The following is a 22,809-nucleotide window of genomic DNA, read 5'->3' on the forward strand; positions in this document are numbered from 1 at the left end:
GTAGATACGTGTTTTGATTTGGCTATACACACCTGAGATAGGAGTTCGTTACATGGCAGACAAGAAGCCCAGCATCGCGTTTATCGGCACCGGCATCATGGGCGCCCCCATCGCCGGCCACATCCTGGACGCCGGGTACGACGTCACGGTCTACAACCGCACGAAATCCAAGACCGACGATCTCGTCGCGCGCGGCGCGCACTGGGCGGAAAGCCCCGCCGAGGCGGCGAAGGACGCCGATGTCGTGTTCACCATGGTCGGCTTCCCCACCGACGTCGAGGAGATCTACCTGGCGGGCGACGGCCTGCTGCAGTCCGCGAAGCCCGGCGCCTACCTCATCGACCTGACCACGAGCTCGCCCGAGCTCGCCCGCGACATCTCCGAGGCCGCCGAGACCATGGGCAAGCACGCCTTCGACTGCCCGGTGACCGGCGGCGAGGCGGGCGCGATCGCCGGCACGCTCACGCTGATCATCGGCGCCACCGAGACCGACATCGCCCCGGTTCGCGAGGTGCTCGAGACCTTCTCCGCCAAGATCTTCTGCTTCGGCGGCGCGGGCAAGGGCCAGGCGGCCAAGCTCGCCAACCAGGTGTCGCTCGCCGCGTCCATGGTGGGCATGGCCGACGCCCTGTCGTTCGCCCAGCAGTCCGATCTCGATCTGGACCTCACGCGCGAGATGATTCTCGGCGGCACGGGCAAGTCCGGCGCCATGGAGCAGCTCGCGCCCAAGTCGCTCGTGGGCGACTGGAAGCCCGGCTTCATGGTCAAGCACTTCCTCAAGGATATCGGCCTGGCGCTGCAGGTCGCCGAGGAGAAGGAGATCGCGCTGCCCGGCGCCGACACCGCCTTCACGCTCTACGACATGCTCGAGGCCATCGGCGGCGGCGAGCTGGGCACACAGGCCGTCACGCTGCTGTACCAGGAGGAGGCCGAGGCGGTCGCCGCCGGTCTCGACTGGTCCAAGTACACCGCCGCCCACGAAGAGGACGACGAGTGCGGCTGCGGCCACGACCACGGCCATGGCGACCACGAGTGCACCTGCGGCCATGATCACCACCGCGGCGACGACCACGAGTGCTGCGGCGGCCACCATCACGACGATGGCCACGAGTGCGCCTGCGGGCACCATCACGATGAGGACCACGCGGAGTAGCGCATGGAGATAGCATTTCTTATCTGCTCGCTGCTGCTGTTGCTGTTCGGCGTCTACATCGGGTTTCTGATCGGCAGCAATGTGGGCGAGCGTGCGGTCACCAAGGCGGACTACTGGAAGATGAACGCCGCGGCGATTATCGTCACCGTGCTGCTCGCGTTCATCTTCGCGGGGCTGCCGCTGCTCTACGGCGCGATCATCGGCCTGCTTGCCGGCTGCATCGCGGGGCTCAAGATGGCCTTCGGGGAGTCGACGGGTCCGTGGCGCGCGCTTGATAAGATGTTCAACGTCAACCGCTCGCACCGTGAGACCGCCGAGCGGGGAGGCGGCGAGGAGCGCCGTCGCCGCCGGAAGGAAGGCGCGCCGGCTCCGGATCTGATCTCGGTTACCGAGGACAAGCGGTCCAAGACACGGACGAACGCAAAGGATGCGAGGTAATAGTTTATGGCAGAAGAGCTAAACCAGGAGTTGACCGCCGAGGAGGCCCAGCGTCTGGCCGGCGTCGAGCACAACCGCGATGCGCTGGCGGCCCTGATCGACGACCTTGCCGGCCGCAGCCGCTTGAAGCGCCAGCTTGCCGCGCGCGTGGTTCATCTGCTCGCCGAACGCGAACCCGACCTGCTCGTACCCTACATCTCCGACCTCATCGACGCGCTGTATCGCCCCGAGGCGCAGACGCGCTGGGAGATCCTTGACGCGCTGACGATCCTCGTGCCCGATCACGCCAAGGAGATCGGCGCCGCCTACGACGGGGCCGAGGCCGCCCTGTTCGACGACCTGTCGTCGACGCTTCGCCTGTCGGCGTTCCGCATGCTGTGCACGTGGGGCGCTACGGAGCGCGGCCGCTCCAAGAAGGTGTGGCCGATCCTCGACGAGGCGATTCAGTGCTATCACGGCGATCTCGAGTATCGCGATATGCTCGGCTGCCTGCACACGTTCGCGTCGGGCAAGATCGAGGGCGGCGTGGCGAGCGAGCTGGCCGGCCGCCTACAGTTCGATGCCGAGAACGGGAAGGGCTCCTACCTCAAGGCCCGTTCCGGGGAGATCTACAATGCGCTGGTCAAGCGCTTCAAGCTCGACCATCCGCAGAAGCGCGCCCGCGCTGTCGCCAAGGACAGCGACATGGACGACGACGAGGAGTAGCCGCAAAGGACCTGCGGCTGCCGACGCGCGCGCTCGCGCATGCGGGCTCGCGCCTGAGTGAAGGAGTACCTACCCATGGGTCTGGTTCAGAAGAAGGAAGAGCACGACGTCATCGACGGCATCGAGATCATCGAGCGCTCCGATACGCCCGATGACCTGCCGACGCCCGAGTACGATCTGGTCGCCGGCAAAAGCGCCGAGGACATCGCCGCCGAGGCCGACGGCGAGGACGAGGCCGATGACGCCCAGGAGCAGAGCGCCGTGGGCGCCGCGGGCGCTGGCAGCCATTTCGGCCGCCATGCCAAGAAGGACGCCGACGATGCGAAGGACGCCGAGCCCGCGGCGTCGTCCGATGTCCCGCGCGGGCCTTCCGACACGAAGGACGGCACCGGTGCGGGCGGCACGGGCGGCGGCAAGAGCAAGATGCCGCTGTTCGCGGCCATCGCCGTCATCTGCGTGATCGTCGCCGCGGTGGTCGGCTACTTCATCGGTTCGGGCGGCTTCGCCTCGGGTGCCGAGGGCATCGACACGGCGACGCTCACCGACGACCAGCTCGACACCACGGTCGCCCGGTATTCGTACAACGGCGAGGACCACGACGTGACGGCGCGCGAGCTCATCGAGTCGCAGTACAGCCTGGATGCGGTGAAACAGGACGACGGCACCTACCCGACGCCCACCGCCGACACCGCGATCGCCTACGTGCGCAACCAGATCCTTCTGGGCGAGGCCGACGCGCGCGGCATCACGGTCTCCGAGGACGAGATGATCCAGTTCGCCCAGGACACCATCGGCATGTCCGACTTCGCTACCATGGCCGAGCAGTACCAGGTGAGCGAGGACCAGGCCAAAGAGATCGTGCGTCAGCAGGCGACCCTGCAGAAGCTGTACGACCAGATCGTCCCCGAGAGCACCTCGACGGTGCCCACGGCGCCCACGGAGCCCGAGAACGGCGACACCTCGACGCGCTCCAAGGAATACGCCGACTACATCATCGGGCTCGCCGGCGACGAGTGGGACAGCGCTGCCGGCACCTGGGCCTCGCAGGACGGCCCCTACTACAGTGCGCTGTCGGGCACCGATTTCACGGCCGACTCCGCGAGCTACGAGCAGGCGCTGACCGCCTACTACACCGCCTACCAGCTGTACGCGCAGTCGAGCTCCGAGGCCACCACGACGTGGTCGGAGTTCCGCAACGGCCTGTTCGCGAACGCCGACATCGACCTGTACGGTCTGTACCAGTAAGGATGCGCGCATGCCGCTGCGCATCGTCATAAGTGATTGCCTGCTTGGAGCCGCCTGTCGCTACGATGGGGGCTCCAAGCCTCATTTGGGGTGTCTGCGCCTGGCCCGGCGGCTGCGCGCTCAAGGCGGCGAGCGCGCGGTGGCGTCCATCTGCCCCGAGATGCTCGGCGGCCTGCAGTGCCCGCGCACGCCCGCCGAGGTGCGAGGGGACCGCGTCGTGCGCTCCGACGGCGTCGACGTGACGCGCGCGTACACGGACGGTGCGGCCCGTTCGGTCGATATCGCGAAGGCCTCGGGTGCACGGCTTGCTATCCTGAAGGCACGGAGTCCGTCATGCGGGTCGGGCGCCATCTACGACGGGACGTTTTCCGGACGGGTGGTGCCGGGCGACGGCGTGGCGGCGCAGATGCTGAAGCGGGAGGGATTCACCGTGGTCGATGAAGAGCTGGTCAAGTACTGCGAGCCGAGTTTTGAGCATCCGGCGGCCATCGTGCTGGGAAGCGGCCTGGGCACTGTGGCCGATCGCGTGCGCGCGGTGCGCCGCATTCCCTATGAGGACATCGAGGGGTTCCCTGCCGAGGCGATTCCGGTCGAGGGACATCGCTTCGAGGTGCTCGTGGGGACGATCGACGGCGTGCCGGTGGTGGTCTATCCCGGCCGCGTGCATTTGTACCAGGGGTACTCCGCCCTCGAGGTGACCTCCCTCATCCGCCATGCCCACCGCCTGGGTTGCCGGGACATCATCCTCACCTGCGCCTCGGGCGCGGTGGGCGATATCGAGCCGGGTACGACGGGCATCATCCGCGACCAGATGAACCTGACCGGCGTGAATCCGCTGGCGAGCGCCGCGTGCGTGGCGGAAGCCGAGATCGAGGTGCCGTTCATCTCCATGGCGGGCGGGTACTCGAGCTATCTGGCGGAGTTCGCCCGCGCCGCCGCGCAGGATGCCGGCGCACCGCTTGCCGAGGGCGTGTACGCCGGGCTTCTGGGCCCGACCTACGAGACGGCGGCCGAGGTGCGCGCGCTGGGCGTGCTCGGAGCCGACTACGTGGGCATGTCCACGGTTTGCGAGGCGATCATGGCGCATGCGCTGGGCATGCAGGTGCTGGGGCTCACGCTCGTGACCAACAAGGCCGGGCTGGCGTCTAACACGCATGCTGAGGTGCTGGAGGAGGCCGAGCGCGGGGGCGAGGTCTGCCAAAAGATCATCCTGGGCGTCCTGCGCTATCTGGGAGGCTCGCACGCGTAGGCGGATGCAGCCCGCCGCCTCTTCGCGCGGCGGGGCGCCGGGCGCGATGCGCCGCTTCGGGCCGATGCCGTTTACAGGTGCGGGTGCTGCGGGCGTTGCGGGCTGGTATGGTGTACGAGGCATGTGCCGCGCTGCACGGGAGCGGCGCGGTCGTAACCATGAGAGAATGGCACGAATGATTTGCGGTGCACTGACCGATCTGCCCCGGTACCGGGGGATGATGCGCGGACTCGATGTACTGATCGACTGGCTTGAGGAAAACGATCCGGCGCAGCTTGCGTGCGGAAGCCATGAGATCCTGGGCGACAAGGTGTACGCCAACGTGATGGAGGCCACCACCCGGTGCGCTTCCGAGGCGCACTACGAGACGCATCGTCGCTACCACGATGTGCAGATCGACCTTTCGGGGCGCGAGGCGTATCGCGTCGCGCTGGGTGATACCGTGCAGGTGGAGCCGTTCAACGAGGCGGACGACTTCGAGCTCGTGGACGCCGGCGCCTTTATCGAGGGCGATCTGGCGGATGGGAAGTTCGCGGTGTTCGTCGTCGGCGAGCCGCATATGCCCACGCTCCAATACGGTGACGACGGCGCGCAGCCGGTCAAGAAGATTTGCTTCAAGGTGCTTGCCGACGATTGCTGGGATGCGTAGTTTTGTGGAGGCGAAACTGACCCCTTGCGCTATCGCCCGTCAGGCCGTACTATAAGCAATCGTCGGATGCAGAAATCCGGCCAATACAAGCCAACGTGGCTCAGCTGGTAGAGCAACGCACTCGTAATGCGTGGGTCAGCGGTTCGAATCCGCTCGTTGGCTCCATTGATTGCAAAAAGGGTCCCCACAGGGACCCTTTTTCATGCCGCGCCATCGGGGGAGTGCAAACCGGGGACGTACCTTCCGCGTGCATTAATGCACGCGGAAGGTACGTCCCCGGTTTGCACTCGCTACCATTCGTTTTCGGGCTCGTGTCCGGCGCATTAAAGCCCGCGAATCAAGGCCGCAGGGAGCCTAGCAGGGGTTATAAAGGCCTTGAGATGCATCTCGAGGTTCGCGCAAAGGCTCATGAACGGCAGGGAAGGGCGCACGGTCCCTCGGTATTCCCCTCGCGTGCGTGCAAGAAAAAGGTACGTCCCCGATTTGCAAGAGGTGTGGACCAGTGGGGATGGTTAAACGTGTAAGCAGACAAAGCGAACCAGTTCATACCAGTTCGTTGTTCATCACATATATGAAGGAAGTGCGGAGTACGCAATTTTACTTTTACGAAATAAAATAGCCTGTTCCAGCAGGTGAAAGACTATCCGCTCAAGGGGAATTCAGAAGAAAAAATGTGCTGGTAATGACGCAAAAAGTAGGGTGGACGGTAGAAAAACGTCTGTGAGTGGCGGATTGGGACCGCTTGCAGGAAAACACATAACAAACAATCGTGCGCCTGCTAGAATGGAGTCACACGTCACGTGGTTACTACCAGTTTTCGTGAAGAGAAGCAGGCGGCTGCGAGAAAAAGCATCCCGCGGAAAGGTGGGTTTCATGATCGGTTTCATCCTTACGGGGCACGCTCAGTTCTCCAACGGTCTTGCGAGCGCTATCGACATGGTCGCCGGCGACCAGCCCGCGTTCCAGATCGTTCCGTTTGACGGGTCCAAGGCCGCCAGCTACGGCGAGGACCTCCGCGCCGCCATCAGCGCCATGCGCGCCGAGACCGACGGCGTCCTCGTGTTCGTGGACCTGCTGGGCGGCACGCCGTTCAACCAGGCCATGATGATCTCCCAGGACATCGCCGATGTCGAGGTGGTCACCGGTGCCAACCTGCCCATGCTGATCGAGCTTCTGCTCACCCGCGGTGCAGGCTCGACGCTCGACGAGCTCGCCGACCAGGCGGTCGAGATCGGCAAGATGGGCATCGTCCACAAGAAGCTCGAGGCCTCCGTTCCCGAGGGCGACGAGTTTGACGGCGAGGACGGTATTTAATGGAGGGCTTCTGGGGAAGCGTTCTGTCCTCCTCGGTGGCGCTGCTGATACTTTTCGCCATCATGGGGGTCGTCTACCTGATCTGGTCTCAGGTGGGCGTCAGGAAGAAGCGCAACTACTTCAAGGAGCTTCACAACGAGCTCGCCCCAGGCCAGGAGATCATGTTCGCCGGCGGTATCTACGGAACCATCAAGAGCATCAACGGCGACAAGGTCGAGGTTAAGGTTCGTTCCGGCGCCGTGATGGATGTCTCCCGCTACGCCATCCAGGAAATCCAGCGCTAACCTCCAGGGATTCGGTTTTTCGGGACCTTCTACGCGTTGGCTCCCTGAATAAACAGCATCGTACGTACAGGACTCCAGAGCAGATTCGAAAGGATGCGTATCAACATGGCAGAGCCCAACATTCTTCTTACCCGCATCGACAATCGTCTGATCCATGGTCAGGTCGCCACCCAGTGGAACTCCACCCTGGGCGCCAACCTCATCCTCGTTGCCAACGACGAGGTCTCCAACAACACCATGCGCCAGAACCTCATGAAGATGGCGGCCCCGGCCGGCGTCGCCACCCGCTTCTTCTCGCTGCAGCACACCATCGACATCATCGCGAAGGCGTCGCCCAAGCAGAAGATCTTCATCGTGGCCGAGACTCCGCAGGACGTGCTGAAGCTCGTCAAGGGCGGGGTGCCTATAAAGAAGGTCAACATCGGCAACATGCACATGTCGGAGGGAAAGCGGCAGGTTGCAACGACGGTCGCCGTTGACGACGCCGACGTCGCCGCTTTCAAGGAGCTTCAGGATTTGGGGGTGGAACTGGAGATCAGGCGTGTTCCGAGCACGCCGGTTGAGGACGTCAGCAAGCTCTTCAGCTAAGAGTCGTCGTCTCTCAAGCGCGTCGGTTGGCATGTGCCCGGCGCAAACAGTCGTAACAGTTCGCATTGAACACATTCGAAAGGAGGAGCATAGATGGACGTTAATGCTGTTCAGATCATTTTGGTCTTCTTGGTCACCTTCGTCGCGGCTATCGACCAGTTCGACTTCCTGGAGTCGCTGTACCAGCCCATCGTCACCGGCGCTATCATCGGTGCCATCCTTGGCGATGTGAACACCGGCCTGATCGTCGGTGGTACGTATCAGCTCATGACCATCGGTAACATGCCGATCGGAGGTGCCCAGCCGCCCAACGCGGTCATCGGCGGCATCATGGCTGCTATCTTCGCCTGCACGCTCGACATGGATCCGGATATGGCCGTTGCCACCGCGATTCCGTTCGCGCTCCTCGGCCAGTACGGCGTGACCCTGTTCTTCACGCTGCGCGCTCCGCTGCTTGAGTTCTTCCGCAGCGCTGCCGAGAAGGCCGACACCAAGGCGATCACCAAGTGGACGATCATCTCCGAGATCATCCTCGGCCTGATCTTCGCTGTCATCGTGACCCTGTTCTTCATCGGCGGCCTCGCCGTCGGCCAGCAGATCGTCGACGCCATCCCCGCATGGCTCAACACCGGTCTGTCCCAGGCGGGCAACATGATGAAGTTCGTCGGCTTCGCCATCCTGCTCAAGATCATGATGAATCGCGATATGTGGGGCTTCTTCTTCATGGGCTTCGGCCTTGCCCTGATCGCGAGCAACATCGAGGCCATCGCCGGCCCCGCTCTGCTCATCCTTACCCTCATCGGCTTCGGCATCGCCTTCTGGGACTTCCAGCAGCAGACCGAGCTGAAGGGCGCATTTGACGGAGGTGACTTCTCTGATGGCATCTAATGAGTTCGTCGTCCCCGAGCGCTATGAGGATCTGACCCCTGCTCCGCAGGTCGACCAGAAGACTCTGAACCGTATGGCCCTGCGCTCTTGCTGGCTTCAGTCTTCGTTCAACTACGAGACCATGCAGTCCGGTGGCTGGCTGTTCGCCATGATCCCCGGTCTGGAGAAGGTCCACACCAACAAGAAGGACCTCGCGGCGTCGATGTACCACAACCTGGACTTCATCAACACGCACCCCTTCCTGGTGACCTTCGTTATGGGTATCGTTCTGTCCCTCGAGCAGAACAAGGTTGATACCCAGACCATCCGCGCCGTCCGCATTTCCGCGGCCTCGCCTCTGGGCGGCATCGGCGACGCCCTGTTCTGGCTGACGCTCGTGCCCATCACGGCCGGCATCACCTCGAACATGGCCATCGCCGGCAACATCGCCGCTCCGATCATCTTCCTGGTGATCTTCAACATCGCTCAGTTCGCTTGCCGCTTCGGCCTGATGAACTGGTCCTACCGTGTGGGCACCGGCGCCATCGATGCGCTGACCGCCAACATGCAGGCGTTCACCCGTGCAGCCTCCATCCTCGGCGTCTTCGTCGTCGGCTGCCTGACCGTCACCATGGGTGCCACCCAGATCAACCTCACGATCCCCAACGGCACCACCCGCGGCCTTGCTGCCCACACCATCGTCGTCTCCAACGAGGATGCCGAGAACTTCGCTGACCTGGCTGTCGACACCGACACCGCCGAGGCCGGTACGCTCGCCATCAGCGATATGGACGGCAACGCCCTGACCGCTGCCGACGCCGACGGCAACGCCGTCGAGACCGGCATCGTCGACCTGGGCAACGGCATGAGCCAGGTCACCTACGGCGAGGTTACCGAGACTCCGGTTTCCTACTCCGTGGCCTCCACGCTCGACTCCGTGCTGCCCAAGCTCGTCCCGCTCGCGCTCGTTCTTCTGCTGTACTTCCTGTTCGCCAAGAAGAACTTCACGCCGATCAAGGGCATCGTTCTGCTGCTCATCATCGGCATCGTCGGCGCCCTCCCCTTCATCAACCTCTGGGGTTAAGGACGGTTTAGCAGGGATGCGCGCGCCTACGTGCGCATCCCTGCTCACATTGAGATCGATGTGAACGGCCGCGACCCGCACGCGTTGAGGGACGCGGCCGTATTGTTTTTTCGCATGCGGCGAGACCGCTGGGACAGTTCCCCTCGGAATTCGAGGAGATCTGTCCGGGTCGTCTTTTCGCATAACCGGTAAGGAGGGTGACGCGCATGGCGATCGCAGCTCGCAAACAGCCGCTGTATGACCAGCTGGTGGATATTCTGACCGAGAAGATCGAGCACGAGTACCGCCCCGGCGACATGCTGCCCTCCGAGCGCGAGCTCTCCAAGTACTACGGCCTGTCGCGCACAACGGTGCGCCTGGCGCTGCAGGAGCTCGAGCGCCTGGGTCTCGTCGTGCGCCAGCACGGGCGCGGGACCTTTGTGGCCGACCGTTCCGTGCAGACCACAAACCTCTCCCAGACCTACAGCTTCACCGAGCAGATGCGCGAGTTGGGCCGTAAGCCCGCGACGACCATCCTCGAGTTCTCCGAGATCGAGTCGGACAAGAACCTTGCCAGCAGCCTGGGCGTGCGCATCGGCGACAAGCTCTTCAAGATCAAGCGCCTGCGCAGCGCCGACGGCGTTCCGATGATGGTCGAGCGGACTTATCTTCCGGTGCGCAAGTTCATGTCGCTCAAGCGCCCCATGCTCGAGCATGAGTCGCTTTATCACGTCATCGAGCAGTACTTCCACGAGAAGATCCGCGTGGCGGAGGAGGAGTTTTTCGCGAGCATCGCCCGCCCCGCCGACGCGCATCTGCTCGACATCAGCGAGGGCGCGCCCGTGCTCGACCTGGTGCGGACCACGTACAACATGGGCAACGAGATCATCGAGTACACGCTCTCCGTTGCCCGTGCTGACCAGTTCAAATACAAGATCTTCCACTATCGGAACGAATGATCCGAGCACCTCAGTGCACCTGCGAGAGCTGAGCGAGCACGCACTCGGCCCTCGCAGGGGCACTCGTGCACGACAGACCGGTTACGTTCGACCTGTCGAGACGGGTAGGGGATGCCCTGTCATCTGGGGGGCTTGCGGCCGACAGAGGATGCGCGGTCCCCTGATACGTGGTGTCAGTGCTTGTCGACGGCTTCGTCGCCAAGCCGAGCTTGTTTGCAAAGGAGTAGAAATGTTCGAGAAGGACCTCGAGGCGCTGAAGGCCATGGGCGCCCACATCACCACGACCGAGATCAAGCAGCAGCCTGATCTGTGGCGCGACGCCTACAACATCTACAAGGAGAACAAGGCGGGTGTCGAGGAGTTCCTGGCCGATATCAAGAAGCTCGGTCGCGTGAGCGTCGTGTTCGCAGGCGCCGGCACGTCCGATTACGTCGGCGACACGGTGGCGCCCTACCTGCGTCACGCCGGCGACACCGACGCCTTCAACTTCATGCCCGTCGCAACTACCGACATCGTCTCCGCGCCGCTCGACTTCCTGCGTCCGGACGATCCGACCGTGCTCGTCTCCTTTGCCCGCTCCGGCAACAGCCCCGAGAGCCTTGCCGCCGTCGAGGTCGCCCGCAAGGTCGTGAAGAACATCAAGTTCCTGAACATCACCTGCGCCCCCGAGGGCAAGCTCGCCGTCGAGTCCGCCGACGACCCGAACGCCTACACGATCCTGATCCCGCGCGCGAACGACCAGGGCTTCGCCATGACGGGCAGCTATTCGTGTATGTCGCTCATCACCATGCTGCTGTTCGATTGCTCTGACGAGGACGCCAAGGCCGCATGGATCGAGACCGCTGCCAAGATGGGCGAGGAGGTCGTTGCTCGCGAGGCCGAGATCGCCGAGTTCCTGAACTGCGACTTCAACCGCATGACCTATCTGGGCTCCGGCTCCTTCGGCGGCCTCGCCCAGGAGGCTCAGCTCAAGATCCTCGAGCTCGCCCGCGGTCTTGTCGCCACCTCGTGGGACACCTCGATGGGCTACCGTCACGGGCCCAAGTCCTTCGTCGACGACAAGACGCTCGTGTTCGTGTTCGTGAACAACGACGAGTACACCCGCCAGTACGACCTCGACATCCTTGAGGAGATCAACGGCGACGGCATCGCCATGAAGACGATCGCCATCCAGCAGGAGGGCGCGACCGCCTTCGAGCACGCCTCCTTCACGTTCAAGGGTTACGACGCGCTGCCCGAGGGCTACCTGGCCCTGCCGTTCATCATGGTCGGCCAGACCGTGAGCCTGCTCAACTCCGTGCGCGTGGGCAACACGCCCGACACGCCGAGCCCCACCGGCACCGTCAACCGCGTGGTGAAGGGCGTCACGATCCATCCCTACGGCGCGTAAGTAAGCGCGACGCGACAGCTTGCCCAGCCCGCCTCGTCGAGTCCGGCGGGGTGGGCATTTTACTACACGAGGGGGCGTACCCTTCAGCTGCAGCACCTGCAGAATGTGAAAGGAGAGCTCAGCATGAGCACCTATGCGATTACCGCCGATACGTTCTTCTTCCCGACGCGTGTTGCGCACGGCGGTTATCTGATGGTCGAGGACGGCGTGTTCGGCGCCTATACGACTGAGAAGCCCGACTGCGAGATTCTCGACTACACGGGCAAGCAGATCGCCCCCGGCTTCGTCGACACGCACATCCACGGGTTCGACGATCATGACGTCATGGACTGCAAGGCCGACAGCGTGCGCACCATCTCCCGCGGCATCCTGCGCAACGGCGTGACCTCGTGGATGCCGACGACGCTGACCGCCACCACCGAGCAGCTCGCCGACGCCTGCGCAAGCGTGTACGAGGCGAGCGAGGAACCGGGCGAGGAGCCCATGGCGCGCATCCAGGGCATCTTCCTGGAGGGCCCGTTCTTTACCGAGAAGCACAAGGGTGCTCAGAACCCGGCCTACCTGTCGGCCCCGCAGATCGAGAAGCTGCGCGTGTGGCAGGATGCCGCGCACGGCCTCGTGAAGAAGATCGCCATCGCCGCCGAGTACCCGGAGAGCCCGGACTTCATTCGCGAGGCGCGCAAGATGGGCGTCGTCGTGGCGCTCGGCCACTCCGATGCGGGCATCCTGGAGGCCCTGGCCTGCCTGGACGCCGGCGCGACGGTGTTCGTCCACACGTACAACGGCATGAGCCCGCTGCATCATCGCGAGCCCGGCATGGTCGGCGCCGCGCTGTATTCGGGCGATAAGTCGTTCTCCGAGCTCATCTGCGACGGCCATCATGTGAATCCGTTCGCTGCCGCCATCGTCATGAACGCCAAGGGCCGCGAGCACACCTGCCTCATCACCGACTGCATGTGCGCCGGCGGCATGCCGGACGGCGATTACTTCCTGGGCGAGCTGCCGGTGATCGTGAAGGACGGCACGGCGCGCCTGAAGGACGGCGGCTCGCTCGCCGGTTCCATCCTGCGCATGAACCAGGCGGTCAAGAACGTGGTCGACTGGGGCATCGCCACGCCGCAGCAGGCGGTCTACATGGCCACCCAGGCGCCCGCCGAGGCCAACGAGATCGACGACGTGTGCGGCTCGATCCGTCCCGGCCGCGCGGCCGACTTCGTGGTGCTCGAGCCCGATATGACGCTCGTTGAGACCTATCTGGGCGGCGCGTCGGTGTATAAGGCGTAAAGCTTCTGCTCGGCCCCCTGCCGGGGGATGTGCACATGAAAAAGACGGTCGGGGTCGCCCCCGGCCGTCTTTTTCATGTGCACATCCCCCGGCAGGGGGCCGCATGTTTTAGAGCGTGGAGAACCGGTACTCGATGACGCTCTCGTACGGATGCTCGGGTCCGCAGAAGCACTGCGGGAAGCTCGGGATGTTGGGCGTGTTCGGGTAGTACTCGGGCTCAAAGGCAAAGCCGTCGTTGGCCCGGTAGGTCGCGTCGTCCTTGGCATGCTCGTCGCCCACGAAGTTGCCCGTGTACAGATGGGCGCCGGGGGTCGTGATGGAGATGTCGAGCACGCGGCCGCTCTCGGGGTCTTCGGCGTGGAGGGCGGGACGCAGGTGCGCGCCGGTCGCGCGGAACCCGTCGACGCAGAAGCAGTGGTCGAAGCCGTGGGCGATGCGGAGTTGCTCGTCGTCGGCCTCGATATCGCGGCCGAGCGGCTTGGGCGAGCGGAAATCGAACGCGGTGCCCTCGACGTCGCGCAGCTCCCCGGTGGGAACCGAGTGCTCGTCGACGACGAGCACCTGCGACGCGTTGACGGAGACGACCTGTCCCAAGATGCTTCCGGAATCATGGCCGGCCAGGTTGAAGTAGGCATGGTTGGTCATGTTCACGAACGTGCGGCGATCGGAGGTCGCCGCGTAGCGCAGGCGCAGGACGCCGGCGGGCGTGAGCGTGTACTCCGCCGTGAACGCGCGCTCGCCGGGAAGGCCGAGCTCGCCGTGGGCGAGGGCGGTGGTGAAGCGGACGGTGTTCTCGGCGTCAATGACCTCGGCGTTCCACACGCGCTTGTGCAGGCCGTGATCGAGGTCGGTGTGGAGGTTGTTCTCCCCTTCGTTCTTCACGAGGTGCCACGTCTCGCCGTCGATGGTGAGCTCGGCGCCGCCGATACGGTTGGCGGAAGGGGCGATGGTCGCGCCGTAGCAGGAGGGGTTGGTCGCGGTGTAGCCGTCGATCGTTCCGTAGCCCAAGACGATGTCGGCGCACTCGCCGTTCTCATCGGGGGCGTCGATCCCGATGATGGTGGCGCCGAAGTCCATGACACGGACGGTGATGCTGCCGTTGTCGATGGCATAGCAGGTGACCTGTGCGCCATCCGGTGTCGTTCCAAAAGGTGTTGCGCTGATCATGGTTCCTCCTTGTTCGAGGTGCGTAAATTCGCTGCCCCCATTATAGGGAAACGACGGCCGATTGCCCTTGCCGGACGGCGCCGGGGCGGGCTCCTACAGGCCCATCTCCGCCTTGAGGCGCGCGAGGTCGTCGTCGACGGCGGCGTCGTTGACCGCAGAGGCGTACTTCTTCTCGAGGTCGGCAACCTCATCTGCCGGCTCCTCGTTCAGCTCCGCCATGGCGTCGGCGGTGTCGAGCATGCGATCCGCCTTGGCCTCCATGCGGTCGAACGCCTCGATGGCGCTCTCGGCGCGGTCGGAGCTGGAGGTGAAGCCGGCGACCTTCACCTGCGTCTTGGCGACGGCGACCTTGGCCTTGATGGTCTCGCGGCGGCTCTTGAGGTTCTCGATGTCGCGCACGAGCTTGTCGTGCATCTGGCGCATCTTGTCGGCGTTGGCGTGCGCGGCGTCGTATGCCTTCTCCAGCTCGGCGCCAGCGGTCGCGAGCTGCTGCTTTTTGCCCAAAAACGTGCGTGCGTCGCCTTCGTTGCCCGCGGCGAGGGCCTTCTTCGCGAGATCCTCCATGCGCGCGATCTCGGCGGCGTTGTCGTCGACCATGCGGCGGCAGCGCTTCTCCTCGGCGATGACACCGGCGGTCTCCTGCCTGACCTCGGCGAGCGACTCGGTGAGGTCGACGAGGTACTGGTCGATCATCTTCGCCGGATCCTCGGCGTGGTCGAGCAGCTCGTTGATGTTGGCTTTCACGATCGTGGTGAAGCGCTCTAAGATTCCCATTGCATTCCTTTCTGCAGGGAGGCCGGTGCCTCTTCTTCTATGTCGCCGCCTTGCGGGCAAGGCGGCCTATCGACGCGCCGATCAGCTTGTGGCGTCATCTTCGTATTTATCCGCCAGGTCCTCGATGTCCGAGTCGCCGAACGTCTCGAGCGGGGTGTTGAGGATCTTCTCCGCCTGCTCGCGACGCTCGCGGTCGGCCGTCCTCTTCTTCTTGACGATGAAGACCGCGATGCCGCCGACCACGGCGACGCCGACGACCGCCAGCCCCACGGTCCCCATCATGTCGGATGTCTGCTTGCGCTCAGCTGCCCCCATGATGAGGTCGGCGGTGTTCGCGAACGCCTCGGAGAATATCTCCTCCTCGGACAGCGAGTAGTCGTTGTAGGCGCGCTCGATCTGCGTGGCGAGGATGCTGCACGCTTCGCTGTCCATCACGTCGGCGGCCAAAGACCCGATCGCGTAGCCGCAGGTGTACGAGCCGTTCCCGTCATCGCAGAAGACGAGCAGGAAGTGTCCCTCGTCGCTGAAGAGCTGGTCGTAGAGTTCCTCGGCGAGATCGGTGAGCTGCGACACCGACGTGGTGGTCCCGTTGGGCAGGATGTACACGTAGGGCTGCACGCCGGTCTTCTCGTAAAACGCGCGCATGCCTGACTCGAGGGCCGCCGGATCGTGGATCCAGTCGCCATCCTGGTCAGTGTAGTAGGCGGTCTCGGTGACCGAGCCGGGTGCCAGCTCCTCGCGGATGACGGTCGATGCGTTTTGCTCGGTGTAGTCGGACGAGCAGGAGGGCATGAAGGCCGCGACGAGCGCGCCGAGCAGGGCGAGCACCACGAGGGCGATGATCGCGCCCGCGCATCCGCTCCGTCCTCCGCTTCCGCCTCCACGCACCGGGCCCTTGCCTCCGCCGTCCGTGACGACGACGGTGGGGCGCCTGTTCATGAGGCTCCCCATGAGAAAGCCGCCCAGAAAGCCCCCGCCCGAGGAGCGCGGGGGCGGTCCCCCCATGCCTCCCATGGGCGCGCCGCCGAATCCGCCGAACGACCCGGGACGCCGGGCGCTTCTGCCGCCGCTTCTTCCGAATCCTCCGCGGCCTCCGGAAAACCCGCCCGAGCGGCGTCCGCCGCCGGAGCCGAAGCCTCCGCCCGAGCGCCCCCCGCCGGGTGAACCCGATCTACCCATGGAGATGCCCTTTCTGCCTGCGCGCGGCACGGCCGCGCGTGTCTTTCAATAGACAGATTATTCCCACTCCCGCGGGCATGCGTGACCTTCAACGCGCATTTGTACGCCGAACGCGCCCGCTCGGAGTTTGCCCGGTTTTGCCCGCCCGCCGCTTTCGTTTGGTTGCGGTTGGATCCGACCGTTGGCGAGCGCGCGAGCCAAGGCGGATGGCGCGCACGGTACAATGGCGTTCAGTTAGGGCCGCAGGCTGTCCGGAGGAAGGAACGAACATGATCCTCACCGTTACCATGAACCCCTCGATCGATACGCGCTATTCCGTCGACCACCTGGTCATCGACGACGTCAACCGCGTGACGCCGGCCAAGACGGCGGGCGGCAAGGGCCTGAACGTGAGCCGCGTGCTCGTGCAGCTGGGGGATGACGTGGTGGCGACCGGCCTGCTCGGAGGCCATTCCGGCGCATATCTGGGCGAGCTGATGGACGCCGACGGCATCACCCATCGCTTCACGCCGATCGCGGGCGAGTCCCGCACCTGCATCGCGCTGCTGCACGACGGCAACCAGACCGAGTTTCTGGAGAGCGGCCCGACCGTGAGCGCCGAGGAGCTCGAGGCGTTCGTGGGCAACTACGCCGATCTGGTTTCCAAGGCGTCGTGCGTGACGCTTTCCGGCTCGCTGCCCAAGGGGGTTCCCGCCGACACCTACGCGCGCCTGGTCGCCATCGCGGCCGGGGCGGGCGTCCCGGTGCTGCTGGACACGTCGGGTGCCGCGCTCGACGCCGCGCTCGAGGCGGATGTCAAGCCGACGCTCGTCAAGCCCAACCTCACCGAGATCAACGGCCTGCTGGGCACGAGCTTCACCTCCGACGACCTGTCGGATCTGCGTCAGACCCTGGCGGCGGACGCCCGCTTTGCCGGCATCCCGTGGGTCGTGGTCAGCATGGGCGCCGCCGGCTCGGTCGCGTTCCATGACGGGCGCACGCTGCGCGCTCGCACGCCGCGCATCGAGGCGGTCAACGCGACCGGCTCGGGAGACTCCACGATTGCCGGGTTCGCCCATGCCATCGCTGCGGGCTCGGACGCCGAGGAGGTCCTGCGCTGCGGCAACACCTGCGGCACGCTGAACGCCATGGACCCGCAGACCGGCCATCTGGTCATGGACAAGTGGGACGAGATCTACCAGGGCGTGGAGATCTCCGAGCTGTAGCCATCAGCGCGCATAGCTTCTCACGCGAAGGTGCCTCCGACTAGGTTGTTCCGGTTGGAGGCGCCTTTGTGTATTGCCCCGCTGTTGCGCACGAACTCGCCAGAGGAGGTTCCGGGCTGAACATTTGCTGAAAAATCGACGTTATGAGTGACTAGAACCTGGACCCGCCCGAAATGGCATCTTCAGCGCCGACGTTTCCGCAGGTCGCACGCGCGCGGCAGGTGCGCTTTCCCGGGCCTTCCAGATTGACTCGCTCAAAACGTCAATTTTTCAGCGAACGTCCGGCCAGGAACCTCCGCTGACGGCGCGCTTCATCTCCGTAGTGCGCCTGCGGGCGGCCAGGTCTCGTGTTTACGGGTTATGAGCGCTATGCGACGATAAGGGTCGGGTGCGACGAGCCCTCGGGCAGCGAGGCGATTTCGTTTGAAAGGATGCCGTCGGCGTCCGCGTCCACCACGACGGTGTCCACGTCGGCGATCGAGGCGAACCGGAACAGCCCTTGACCGTCGAGCTTGCTGGCATCCGCCAGCACGATGCGTTCCCGCGCGGCTTCCATCATGCCGCTTTTGACCTCGGCCATCTGGGCATAGTTCGTCATGAGGCCGCAGCCACTCACGATGGCGGTCGGGCAGATGATCGCCTTGTCGGCATGGAGGATCTCCAGCGACCGCATGGTGAGAGGGCCGTATGTGTAGCGATGGCCCTTGCGCAGCGCGCCGCCGAGCAGGATCGCGTCGACCGCGGGCAGGCTCTCGTCGATGAAGTCGGCGATGGTCACGTCGGCGGTGATGACGGTGATGCCGGAGCGCTGGCTGAGCATGCGGACGAACTCGAGCGCCGTCGTGCCCGAGTCGACGAGCAGGGCGTCCCCGTCCTCGACCAGCTCGATGGCGGCGCGCGCGATCGCCTGCTTGGCCGCGACGTTGACGTTCACGCGCTTGTCCTGGATGGAGACGGTCAGCGTCTTGTGCAGCGAGACCGCGCCGCCGTGGGTGCGGCGCAGCTTGCCATCCGCCTCGAGGGCATCGAGGTCGGCGCGGATGGTGACCGCAGATACCCCGAACGTCCGGGCCAGCTCCGCCACCTGCACCGAGGCCGTGCGGTCGAGCATCGACATGATGGCGGCGCGCCGTTCTTCGGCAAACGAATGAGGGATGGTATCGGCCATGGCGGACCCCTTTCGATCTCGCGCGATGCTGCTGGGAGCGGGCGGCGGGGGAGGGTAGCTCCGCCGTTTGTGCAGATTCTATTGTGCGCCAAGTTTCTTTTTAGAAAGCAAAGAACAGTCGATTTCTTTGGTTTTGCAAAAGCAATCGAAGGCAGTGCATCGTATCCGGGTGAGGGCCGTCCTATGAGGCGGCCTTGGCGCCGTGGCCGTCCGCATCCGAACCCTCACATAGGGTAAAACTTGCAAATCACCAGGTAGCTGGCCACATTGTGCCGATCAAGCCGGCAAATTGTGCGTGTCGAGGCAATATTGCATCGTCGCCGCGCGCCGTTTGCCATCGGGCGGGCGGTGGGGCGGACAGGATGCCGAACGTGCTGTCAAGACCTCGGAACACATTCAACTACCAGCGAAAACCATGAATAACAACATATGATCCGCCCCGATGGGGCATGTCGGGCGCCACGCCGTTCATCTACGGATTCGAGCCGTTTGCGGCTGCTGGCGGCCGAACCCGTGGACCCTCTCCTTGTGTCAATCCCTAGAGTCGAGCATGTCCGCTTTCCGCAATCCCCTACAGAACGGGTGGTGCCATGACAAACTCAATGACAGCCACGCAGGACCGATCTCTTGCGATCGAGAAGAAGAAGCGCCTGGAGCAGGGCTTCTTCAAGAAGGGCATCGCCATCGCCCTGTTCTCGGGCATAGCGTACGGCCTGTATTCCGCCTTCGTGGTGGCCGCGCAGACCCAGGGCATCTGGGTCGACTGGTCGACGGCGCTGCCCGCCGGCGGCTTCATGCTCGTCTTCATCCTGCCCACGCTCGCCAGCGCGATCAACGACAGCTGCAGCGCTCTGTGGGCGCTTGCCGCCACCATCAAGCAGGGGAAGCTTCCCGATTTCATCGCCACGCTGGGCACCAAGCCCGGTCTCATCATGGTCGCTGCGGCCATGGTGGGCGGTCCCATCGGCAGCGCGGCCTACATCATCGCGCTGTCCATGGCCGGCACGATCGTGACCCCGGTCGCCGCGCTCTGCCCTGCCATCGGCTCCATCATCTCCCGCGTCCTCTACAAGCAGAAGCTCGGCGCACGCGGCGTCACCGGCATCCTCATCTGCATGCTCGGCTCCGGCCTCATCGGCGTCTCGAGCCTCACCGGCGATCTGGGCGCCAACGCGGTTCCCGGCATCTGCCTGGCGCTCGTGTGCGCGTTGGCCTGGGGCATCGAGGGCTGCGTCGCCGGTTACGGAACCTCGATGATCGACTCGCAGGTCGGCATCACCATCCGCCAGTGCACCTCCGGTCTTGGCAACCTGCTCATCATCCTGCCCCTGCTCACCGTCGCCAGCGGCAACAGCCTGGCCGAGACCTACTCCTGCGTGGCCGGTGCCTTCACCAACCTGCCGTCGCTCGTGTTCTTCATCGTGAGCGGCATGTTCGCCTACCTCTCCTACATGAACTGGTATCGCGGCAACAGCATGTGCGGCACCGCGCTCGGCATGGCCTGCAACGGCACCTATGCCTTCTTCGTGCCGCTGTGCACCTGGATCATCGTCGGCCTGTTCATGGGCTTCGACGGCTATGCGCTGCCCGCGATCGCCTGGATCGCCGCGGTGGTCATGGTCATCGGCGTCACTGTGATCGCCGTCAACCCGCTCGATTTCTTCAGGAAGGAGAAGGCAGCATGAAGCGACCGCTGAACTACGCGATGCTCAAGTATTTCACGACCGTCGACGAGGCTTCGGTCGACGACGTGAGGGCGGCCCTGAACGACGAGTACGGCACGCACTCCGCATTCAAGAAGCCCAAGATGATCGAGGCGCTCATGACCGCCGAGAAGAACGGCCTGATCGAGGAGGCGCGCTTCGATCTGGACGATGCCGGCGAGGTGCGCATCTACTACCGCGCCACGCCAGAGCAGAAGCAGTCGATCAACTCCTACATCAAATAGGGGGACACCATGCGATACCAGGGAGAACAGGCCATCGGCCTCATCGAGACCATCGGTATGGTGCCCGCGCTTCTGGCCGCCGACGCCATGCTCAAGGCGGGAGACACCGAGCTCGTGTCGTACGAGAACGTGGGCTCCACGCTCGTGACCGTCATCGTGACCGGCGACGTGGCCGCCTGCGAGGCGGCGGTCGCCGCCGGCGCCGAGGCCGCTGCAAGCATCGGCAAGCTCACGGCGCACAACGTCATGAAGCGCCCCGTGCCCGCCGTGGGCGATGTGGTGTCCGTCCATGACGTCGATTACTAGGGAGGCTGTCATGACTGAGTCCTTTGCCGGCGCGCTGGGCGCTGTCGAGACCTTCGGGCTGGTCTTCGTCCTCGAGGCCGCCGACGCCATGTGCAAGGCGGGCGACGTCGAGCTCGTGGGCTACGAGAACACGGCGTCGGGGTACATCTCGATCCTCGTCGAGGGCGACGTCGCCGCCGTGGAGGCCGCGGTCGCCGCCGGCACGTCCGCCGTCCGCGAGCTGGGTGCCGAGCCCTACAGCTCGGTGGTGATCCCCCGCCCGCACCCGAGCCTCAAGAAGATCACCCGACGCTACCGCGTCGAGAACCTGCTTCCGTACGAGGGGTGATCTCCTATGGCCCTGATCGATACCGATCTGCAGTCGGTGCAGGAGGCGCGCATCCTGCTCGAGCGCGCCGTCGAGGCGCAGCGCGTCCTGGAGGGCCTGCCTGAGCCGCTGATCGACGGGTTCCTCTGCTTGCTTGGGGAGAAGCTTCCCTCCCGTGCGGCCGAGTGCGCGCGGGCGTCGGTCGCCGAGAGCGACTACGGTTGCGCGGAGGACGAGGAGGCGCTCGTGCGCTGGGTCCTCTCCGACATGCTCGCCGAAGTGCGTGCCGAGACCCCTGCCTCACGCATCTGCGCGGGCTCCCGTGCGCCCGAAGTCGCCCTGTCGAAGGGCGTCGCCGTGTCGCTGCTGCCCGACTGGCTCTCGGTGCCCACGCTGATGAGCCAGCTGCTGTGCGCCGTGAAGTCGCGCAGCGCCATCGTGTTCTCGGCGCGCCCGCGCGCCCATGCCGCCTGCGCCGAGCTCATGCACGCGGTGGCCGAGGTCGCCGCCGCCTGCCATTACCCGCTCGACGCCGTGGGCTTTCTGGGCACCTATGCGCCGGAGGGCGAGTCGTGGCTCGTCTCGCAGGGCGCGGCGCGCGTGGTGATCGAGAACCGCGAGGGCTCCGGCGCCGCGACGCTGACCGCCCCTCCTGCCGGCACCGACGTCTACCGCGCCTCCATCGGCAACAACCCCGCCTTCGTGGAGGCCACGGCGGACCTCGCCCACGCCGCCGACGAGATCGTTTCCGGCGCGTCGTTCGCCTGCGGTCTTCTGCCGGGCGCCGAGCAGTCGGTGGTGGTCGAGGCGGCTGTGGCGGACGCCTTCGCGGCGGTCCTGCGCGCCCGCGGTTGCCAGTTCCTCTCCCATGAGGAGGGGGAGCGCCTGGCACGGGTCATGTTCGCCCCCGACGGCAGCCCGTACCCCGAGCTCATCGGCAAGACGGCCCGCGACCTCGCCCAGCGCGCGGACATCGCGGTGGCCGAGAACTGCCGCGTGCTCGTGGTGGAGCGCCCCTACGTGTCGACCCGCAGCGTGCTGTCGGGCGTGAAGTACGGCCCCGTGATCTCGCTGTACGTCGAGGAGAACTGGCGCGATGCCTGCGAGAAGTGCATCGAGCTCATCCTGGCCGGCGGGCAGGGCAACGCCCTGGCAATCTTCTCGCGAGACCCCGAGGTCATCGAGCAGTTCATCGTGAAAAAGCCCGTGGGCCGCGTGCTGGTGAACGTGAGCACCGGCTTGGGAGGCATCGGCTGGCACGCCGACCTGCCGCGCACCCTCACGATGACGGGCTGGGAGCGCGCCACCACCTCCGAGCTGGGCGTGACCTACCGCGACTTCATCCGCCACCGCCAGGTGGGCATCGGCTTCACGCCCGAGGACGCCCGCCTGCTCGAGGAGGCCCGCGCCTGCCAGGGGACGTGCGCGATCCCGGCGGCCGCGGCCCGTGAATCCCATCCATCCGCGGGTGCGAGCGCCCGTGCCGCGGCACCCGAGCCGCATGACTCGTCGGATTGGTTCTCCAGGTTTCTGGAGTCCGTGAACACATTAGGAAATGAGGAGTGAT

24 protein-coding genes and 1 tRNA gene are annotated in these 22,809 nt (G+C 65.0%); 21 read left to right on the plus strand and 4 right to left on the minus strand.

Going from position 1 to position 22,809, the window contains the following annotated elements:
- The first annotated feature begins 52 nt into the window (after window positions 1–52).
- The 15 genes from B5F74_RS04295 to nagA all read left to right on the plus strand — a co-directional run bounded on the left by B5F74_RS04295 (window position 53) and on the right by nagA (window position 13,188).
- Window positions 53–1,153: an NAD(P)-dependent oxidoreductase gene (locus tag B5F74_RS04295; RefSeq protein WP_087200301.1), complete on the plus strand. Its 1,101-nt coding sequence runs from the start codon at window positions 53–55 to the stop codon at window positions 1,151–1,153.
- Between the two features lie 3 nt (window positions 1,154–1,156).
- A complete protein-coding gene (locus B5F74_RS04300) occupies window positions 1,157–1,591 on the plus strand; it encodes a hypothetical protein (protein ID WP_087200303.1) in 435 nt (144 codons plus the stop codon).
- 6 nt (window positions 1,592–1,597) lie between these two features.
- Window positions 1,598–2,296, plus strand: coding sequence for a hypothetical protein (locus B5F74_RS04305; RefSeq protein ID WP_087200305.1), 699 nt, complete (start codon window positions 1,598–1,600; stop codon window positions 2,294–2,296).
- 75 nt (window positions 2,297–2,371) lie between these two features.
- Window positions 2,372–3,541: a hypothetical protein gene (locus B5F74_RS04310; protein ID WP_087200307.1), complete on the plus strand. Its 1,170-nt coding sequence runs from the start codon at window positions 2,372–2,374 to the stop codon at window positions 3,539–3,541.
- Window positions 3,542–3,551: 10 nt separating this feature from the next.
- The gene (locus tag B5F74_RS04315) at window positions 3,552–4,790 is read left to right on the plus strand and encodes a purine-nucleoside phosphorylase (RefSeq protein ID WP_087200309.1); all 1,239 of its coding nucleotides are present in this window, start codon (window positions 3,552–3,554) and stop codon (window positions 4,788–4,790) included.
- 175 nt (window positions 4,791–4,965) lie between these two features.
- Complete coding sequence (locus B5F74_RS04320; RefSeq protein ID WP_087200311.1) at window positions 4,966–5,439, plus strand: YhcH/YjgK/YiaL family protein; 474 nt, start codon at window positions 4,966–4,968, stop codon at window positions 5,437–5,439.
- An 89-nt stretch (window positions 5,440–5,528) separates the two neighbouring features.
- Window positions 5,529–5,604, plus strand: a tRNA-Thr gene (locus B5F74_RS04325).
- A 708-nt stretch (window positions 5,605–6,312) separates the two neighbouring features.
- Window positions 6,313–6,753: a PTS fructose transporter subunit IIA gene (locus B5F74_RS04330; RefSeq protein WP_066828659.1), complete on the plus strand. Its 441-nt coding sequence runs from the start codon at window positions 6,313–6,315 to the stop codon at window positions 6,751–6,753.
- Window positions 6,753–7,037 (plus strand): preprotein translocase subunit YajC, encoded by a 285-nt coding sequence (yajC, locus tag B5F74_RS04335; protein WP_087200312.1) that lies wholly within the window; start codon window positions 6,753–6,755, stop codon window positions 7,035–7,037. Before B5F74_RS04330 ends, yajC begins: the two co-directional genes overlap by 1 nt.
- A 105-nt stretch (window positions 7,038–7,142) precedes the next feature.
- Window positions 7,143–7,625 carry a PTS N-acetylgalactosamine transporter subunit IIB gene (agaV, locus tag B5F74_RS04340; RefSeq protein ID WP_066828655.1) on the plus strand — a complete coding sequence of 161 codons (483 nt, stop codon included), beginning with the start codon at window positions 7,143–7,145 and terminating at the stop codon, window positions 7,623–7,625.
- Between the two features lie 93 nt (window positions 7,626–7,718).
- Window positions 7,719–8,513 (plus strand): PTS sugar transporter subunit IIC, encoded by a 795-nt coding sequence (locus tag B5F74_RS04345; protein ID WP_066828653.1) that lies wholly within the window; start codon window positions 7,719–7,721, stop codon window positions 8,511–8,513.
- Window positions 8,503–9,576 (plus strand): PTS system mannose/fructose/sorbose family transporter subunit IID, encoded by a 1,074-nt coding sequence (locus B5F74_RS04350; RefSeq protein WP_087200313.1) that lies wholly within the window; start codon window positions 8,503–8,505, stop codon window positions 9,574–9,576. The genes B5F74_RS04345 and B5F74_RS04350 overlap by 11 nt, the downstream gene beginning before the upstream one ends.
- A gap of 206 nt (window positions 9,577–9,782) precedes the next feature.
- Complete coding sequence (locus tag B5F74_RS04355; RefSeq protein ID WP_066828649.1) at window positions 9,783–10,514, plus strand: GntR family transcriptional regulator; 732 nt, start codon at window positions 9,783–9,785, stop codon at window positions 10,512–10,514.
- Between the two features lie 229 nt (window positions 10,515–10,743).
- The gene (locus tag B5F74_RS04360; RefSeq protein WP_087200314.1) at window positions 10,744–11,904 is read left to right on the plus strand and encodes an SIS domain-containing protein; all 1,161 of its coding nucleotides are present in this window, start codon (window positions 10,744–10,746) and stop codon (window positions 11,902–11,904) included.
- A 123-nt stretch (window positions 11,905–12,027) separates the two neighbouring features.
- Window positions 12,028–13,188, plus strand: a complete 1,161-nt coding sequence (gene nagA / locus B5F74_RS04365; RefSeq protein WP_087200316.1) for an N-acetylglucosamine-6-phosphate deacetylase — start codon at window positions 12,028–12,030, stop codon at window positions 13,186–13,188.
- A gap of 108 nt (window positions 13,189–13,296) precedes the next feature.
- Here nagA and B5F74_RS04370 read toward each other — a convergent pair whose 3' ends face one another.
- The 3 genes from B5F74_RS04370 to B5F74_RS04380 all read right to left on the minus strand — a co-directional run bounded on the left by B5F74_RS04370 (window position 13,297) and on the right by B5F74_RS04380 (window position 16,068).
- A complete protein-coding gene (locus B5F74_RS04370) occupies window positions 13,297–14,355 on the minus strand; it encodes an aldose epimerase family protein (RefSeq protein WP_087200318.1) in 1,059 nt (352 codons plus the stop codon).
- A 93-nt stretch (window positions 14,356–14,448) separates the two neighbouring features.
- Entirely contained in the window at window positions 14,449–15,129 is a 681-nt protein-coding gene (locus tag B5F74_RS04375) for a PspA/IM30 family protein (RefSeq protein WP_087200320.1), read from the minus strand.
- Between the two features lie 81 nt (window positions 15,130–15,210).
- Window positions 15,211–16,068, minus strand: coding sequence for a hypothetical protein (locus B5F74_RS04380; protein ID WP_087200322.1), 858 nt, complete (start codon window positions 16,066–16,068; stop codon window positions 15,211–15,213).
- 509 nt (window positions 16,069–16,577) lie between these two features.
- Between B5F74_RS04380 and B5F74_RS04385 the strand changes: the two genes are divergently transcribed.
- The gene (locus B5F74_RS04385) at window positions 16,578–17,513 is read left to right on the plus strand and encodes a hexose kinase (protein WP_087200324.1); all 936 of its coding nucleotides are present in this window, start codon (window positions 16,578–16,580) and stop codon (window positions 17,511–17,513) included.
- A 367-nt stretch (window positions 17,514–17,880) separates the two neighbouring features.
- Here the strand turns inward: B5F74_RS04385 and B5F74_RS04390 are convergent, their stop codons facing one another.
- Complete coding sequence (locus B5F74_RS04390; RefSeq protein ID WP_087200326.1) at window positions 17,881–18,681, minus strand: DeoR/GlpR family DNA-binding transcription regulator; 801 nt, start codon at window positions 18,679–18,681, stop codon at window positions 17,881–17,883.
- A gap of 590 nt (window positions 18,682–19,271) precedes the next feature.
- On the opposite strand from B5F74_RS04390, the gene B5F74_RS04395 reads away from it, so the two are divergent.
- Genes B5F74_RS04395 through B5F74_RS04415 form a run of 5 tightly spaced genes read left to right on the plus strand, consistent with a single transcriptional unit; the run spans window position 19,272 to window position 22,808 of the window.
- Window positions 19,272–20,366, plus strand: a complete 1,095-nt coding sequence (locus B5F74_RS04395; RefSeq protein ID WP_239283347.1) for a hypothetical protein — start codon at window positions 19,272–19,274, stop codon at window positions 20,364–20,366.
- A complete protein-coding gene (locus B5F74_RS04400; protein WP_087200330.1) occupies window positions 20,363–20,629 on the plus strand; it encodes a hypothetical protein in 267 nt (88 codons plus the stop codon). The genes B5F74_RS04395 and B5F74_RS04400 overlap by 4 nt, the downstream gene beginning before the upstream one ends.
- A 9-nt stretch (window positions 20,630–20,638) precedes the next feature.
- Entirely contained in the window at window positions 20,639–20,935 is a 297-nt protein-coding gene (locus tag B5F74_RS04405) for a BMC domain-containing protein (protein WP_087200332.1), read from the plus strand.
- Between the two features lie 10 nt (window positions 20,936–20,945).
- Window positions 20,946–21,263 carry a BMC domain-containing protein gene (locus B5F74_RS04410; protein ID WP_087200334.1) on the plus strand — a complete coding sequence of 106 codons (318 nt, stop codon included), beginning with the start codon at window positions 20,946–20,948 and terminating at the stop codon, window positions 21,261–21,263.
- A gap of 6 nt (window positions 21,264–21,269) precedes the next feature.
- Complete coding sequence (locus B5F74_RS04415; RefSeq protein WP_087200336.1) at window positions 21,270–22,808, plus strand: aldehyde dehydrogenase; 1,539 nt, start codon at window positions 21,270–21,272, stop codon at window positions 22,806–22,808.
- The last annotated feature ends 1 nt before the right edge of the window (window position 22,809 follow it).

Origin of the sequence: Collinsella sp. An271 (genome assembly GCF_002159695.1) — a bacterium.
GTDB lineage: Bacteria > Actinomycetota > Coriobacteriia > Coriobacteriales > Coriobacteriaceae > Collinsella > Collinsella ihumii.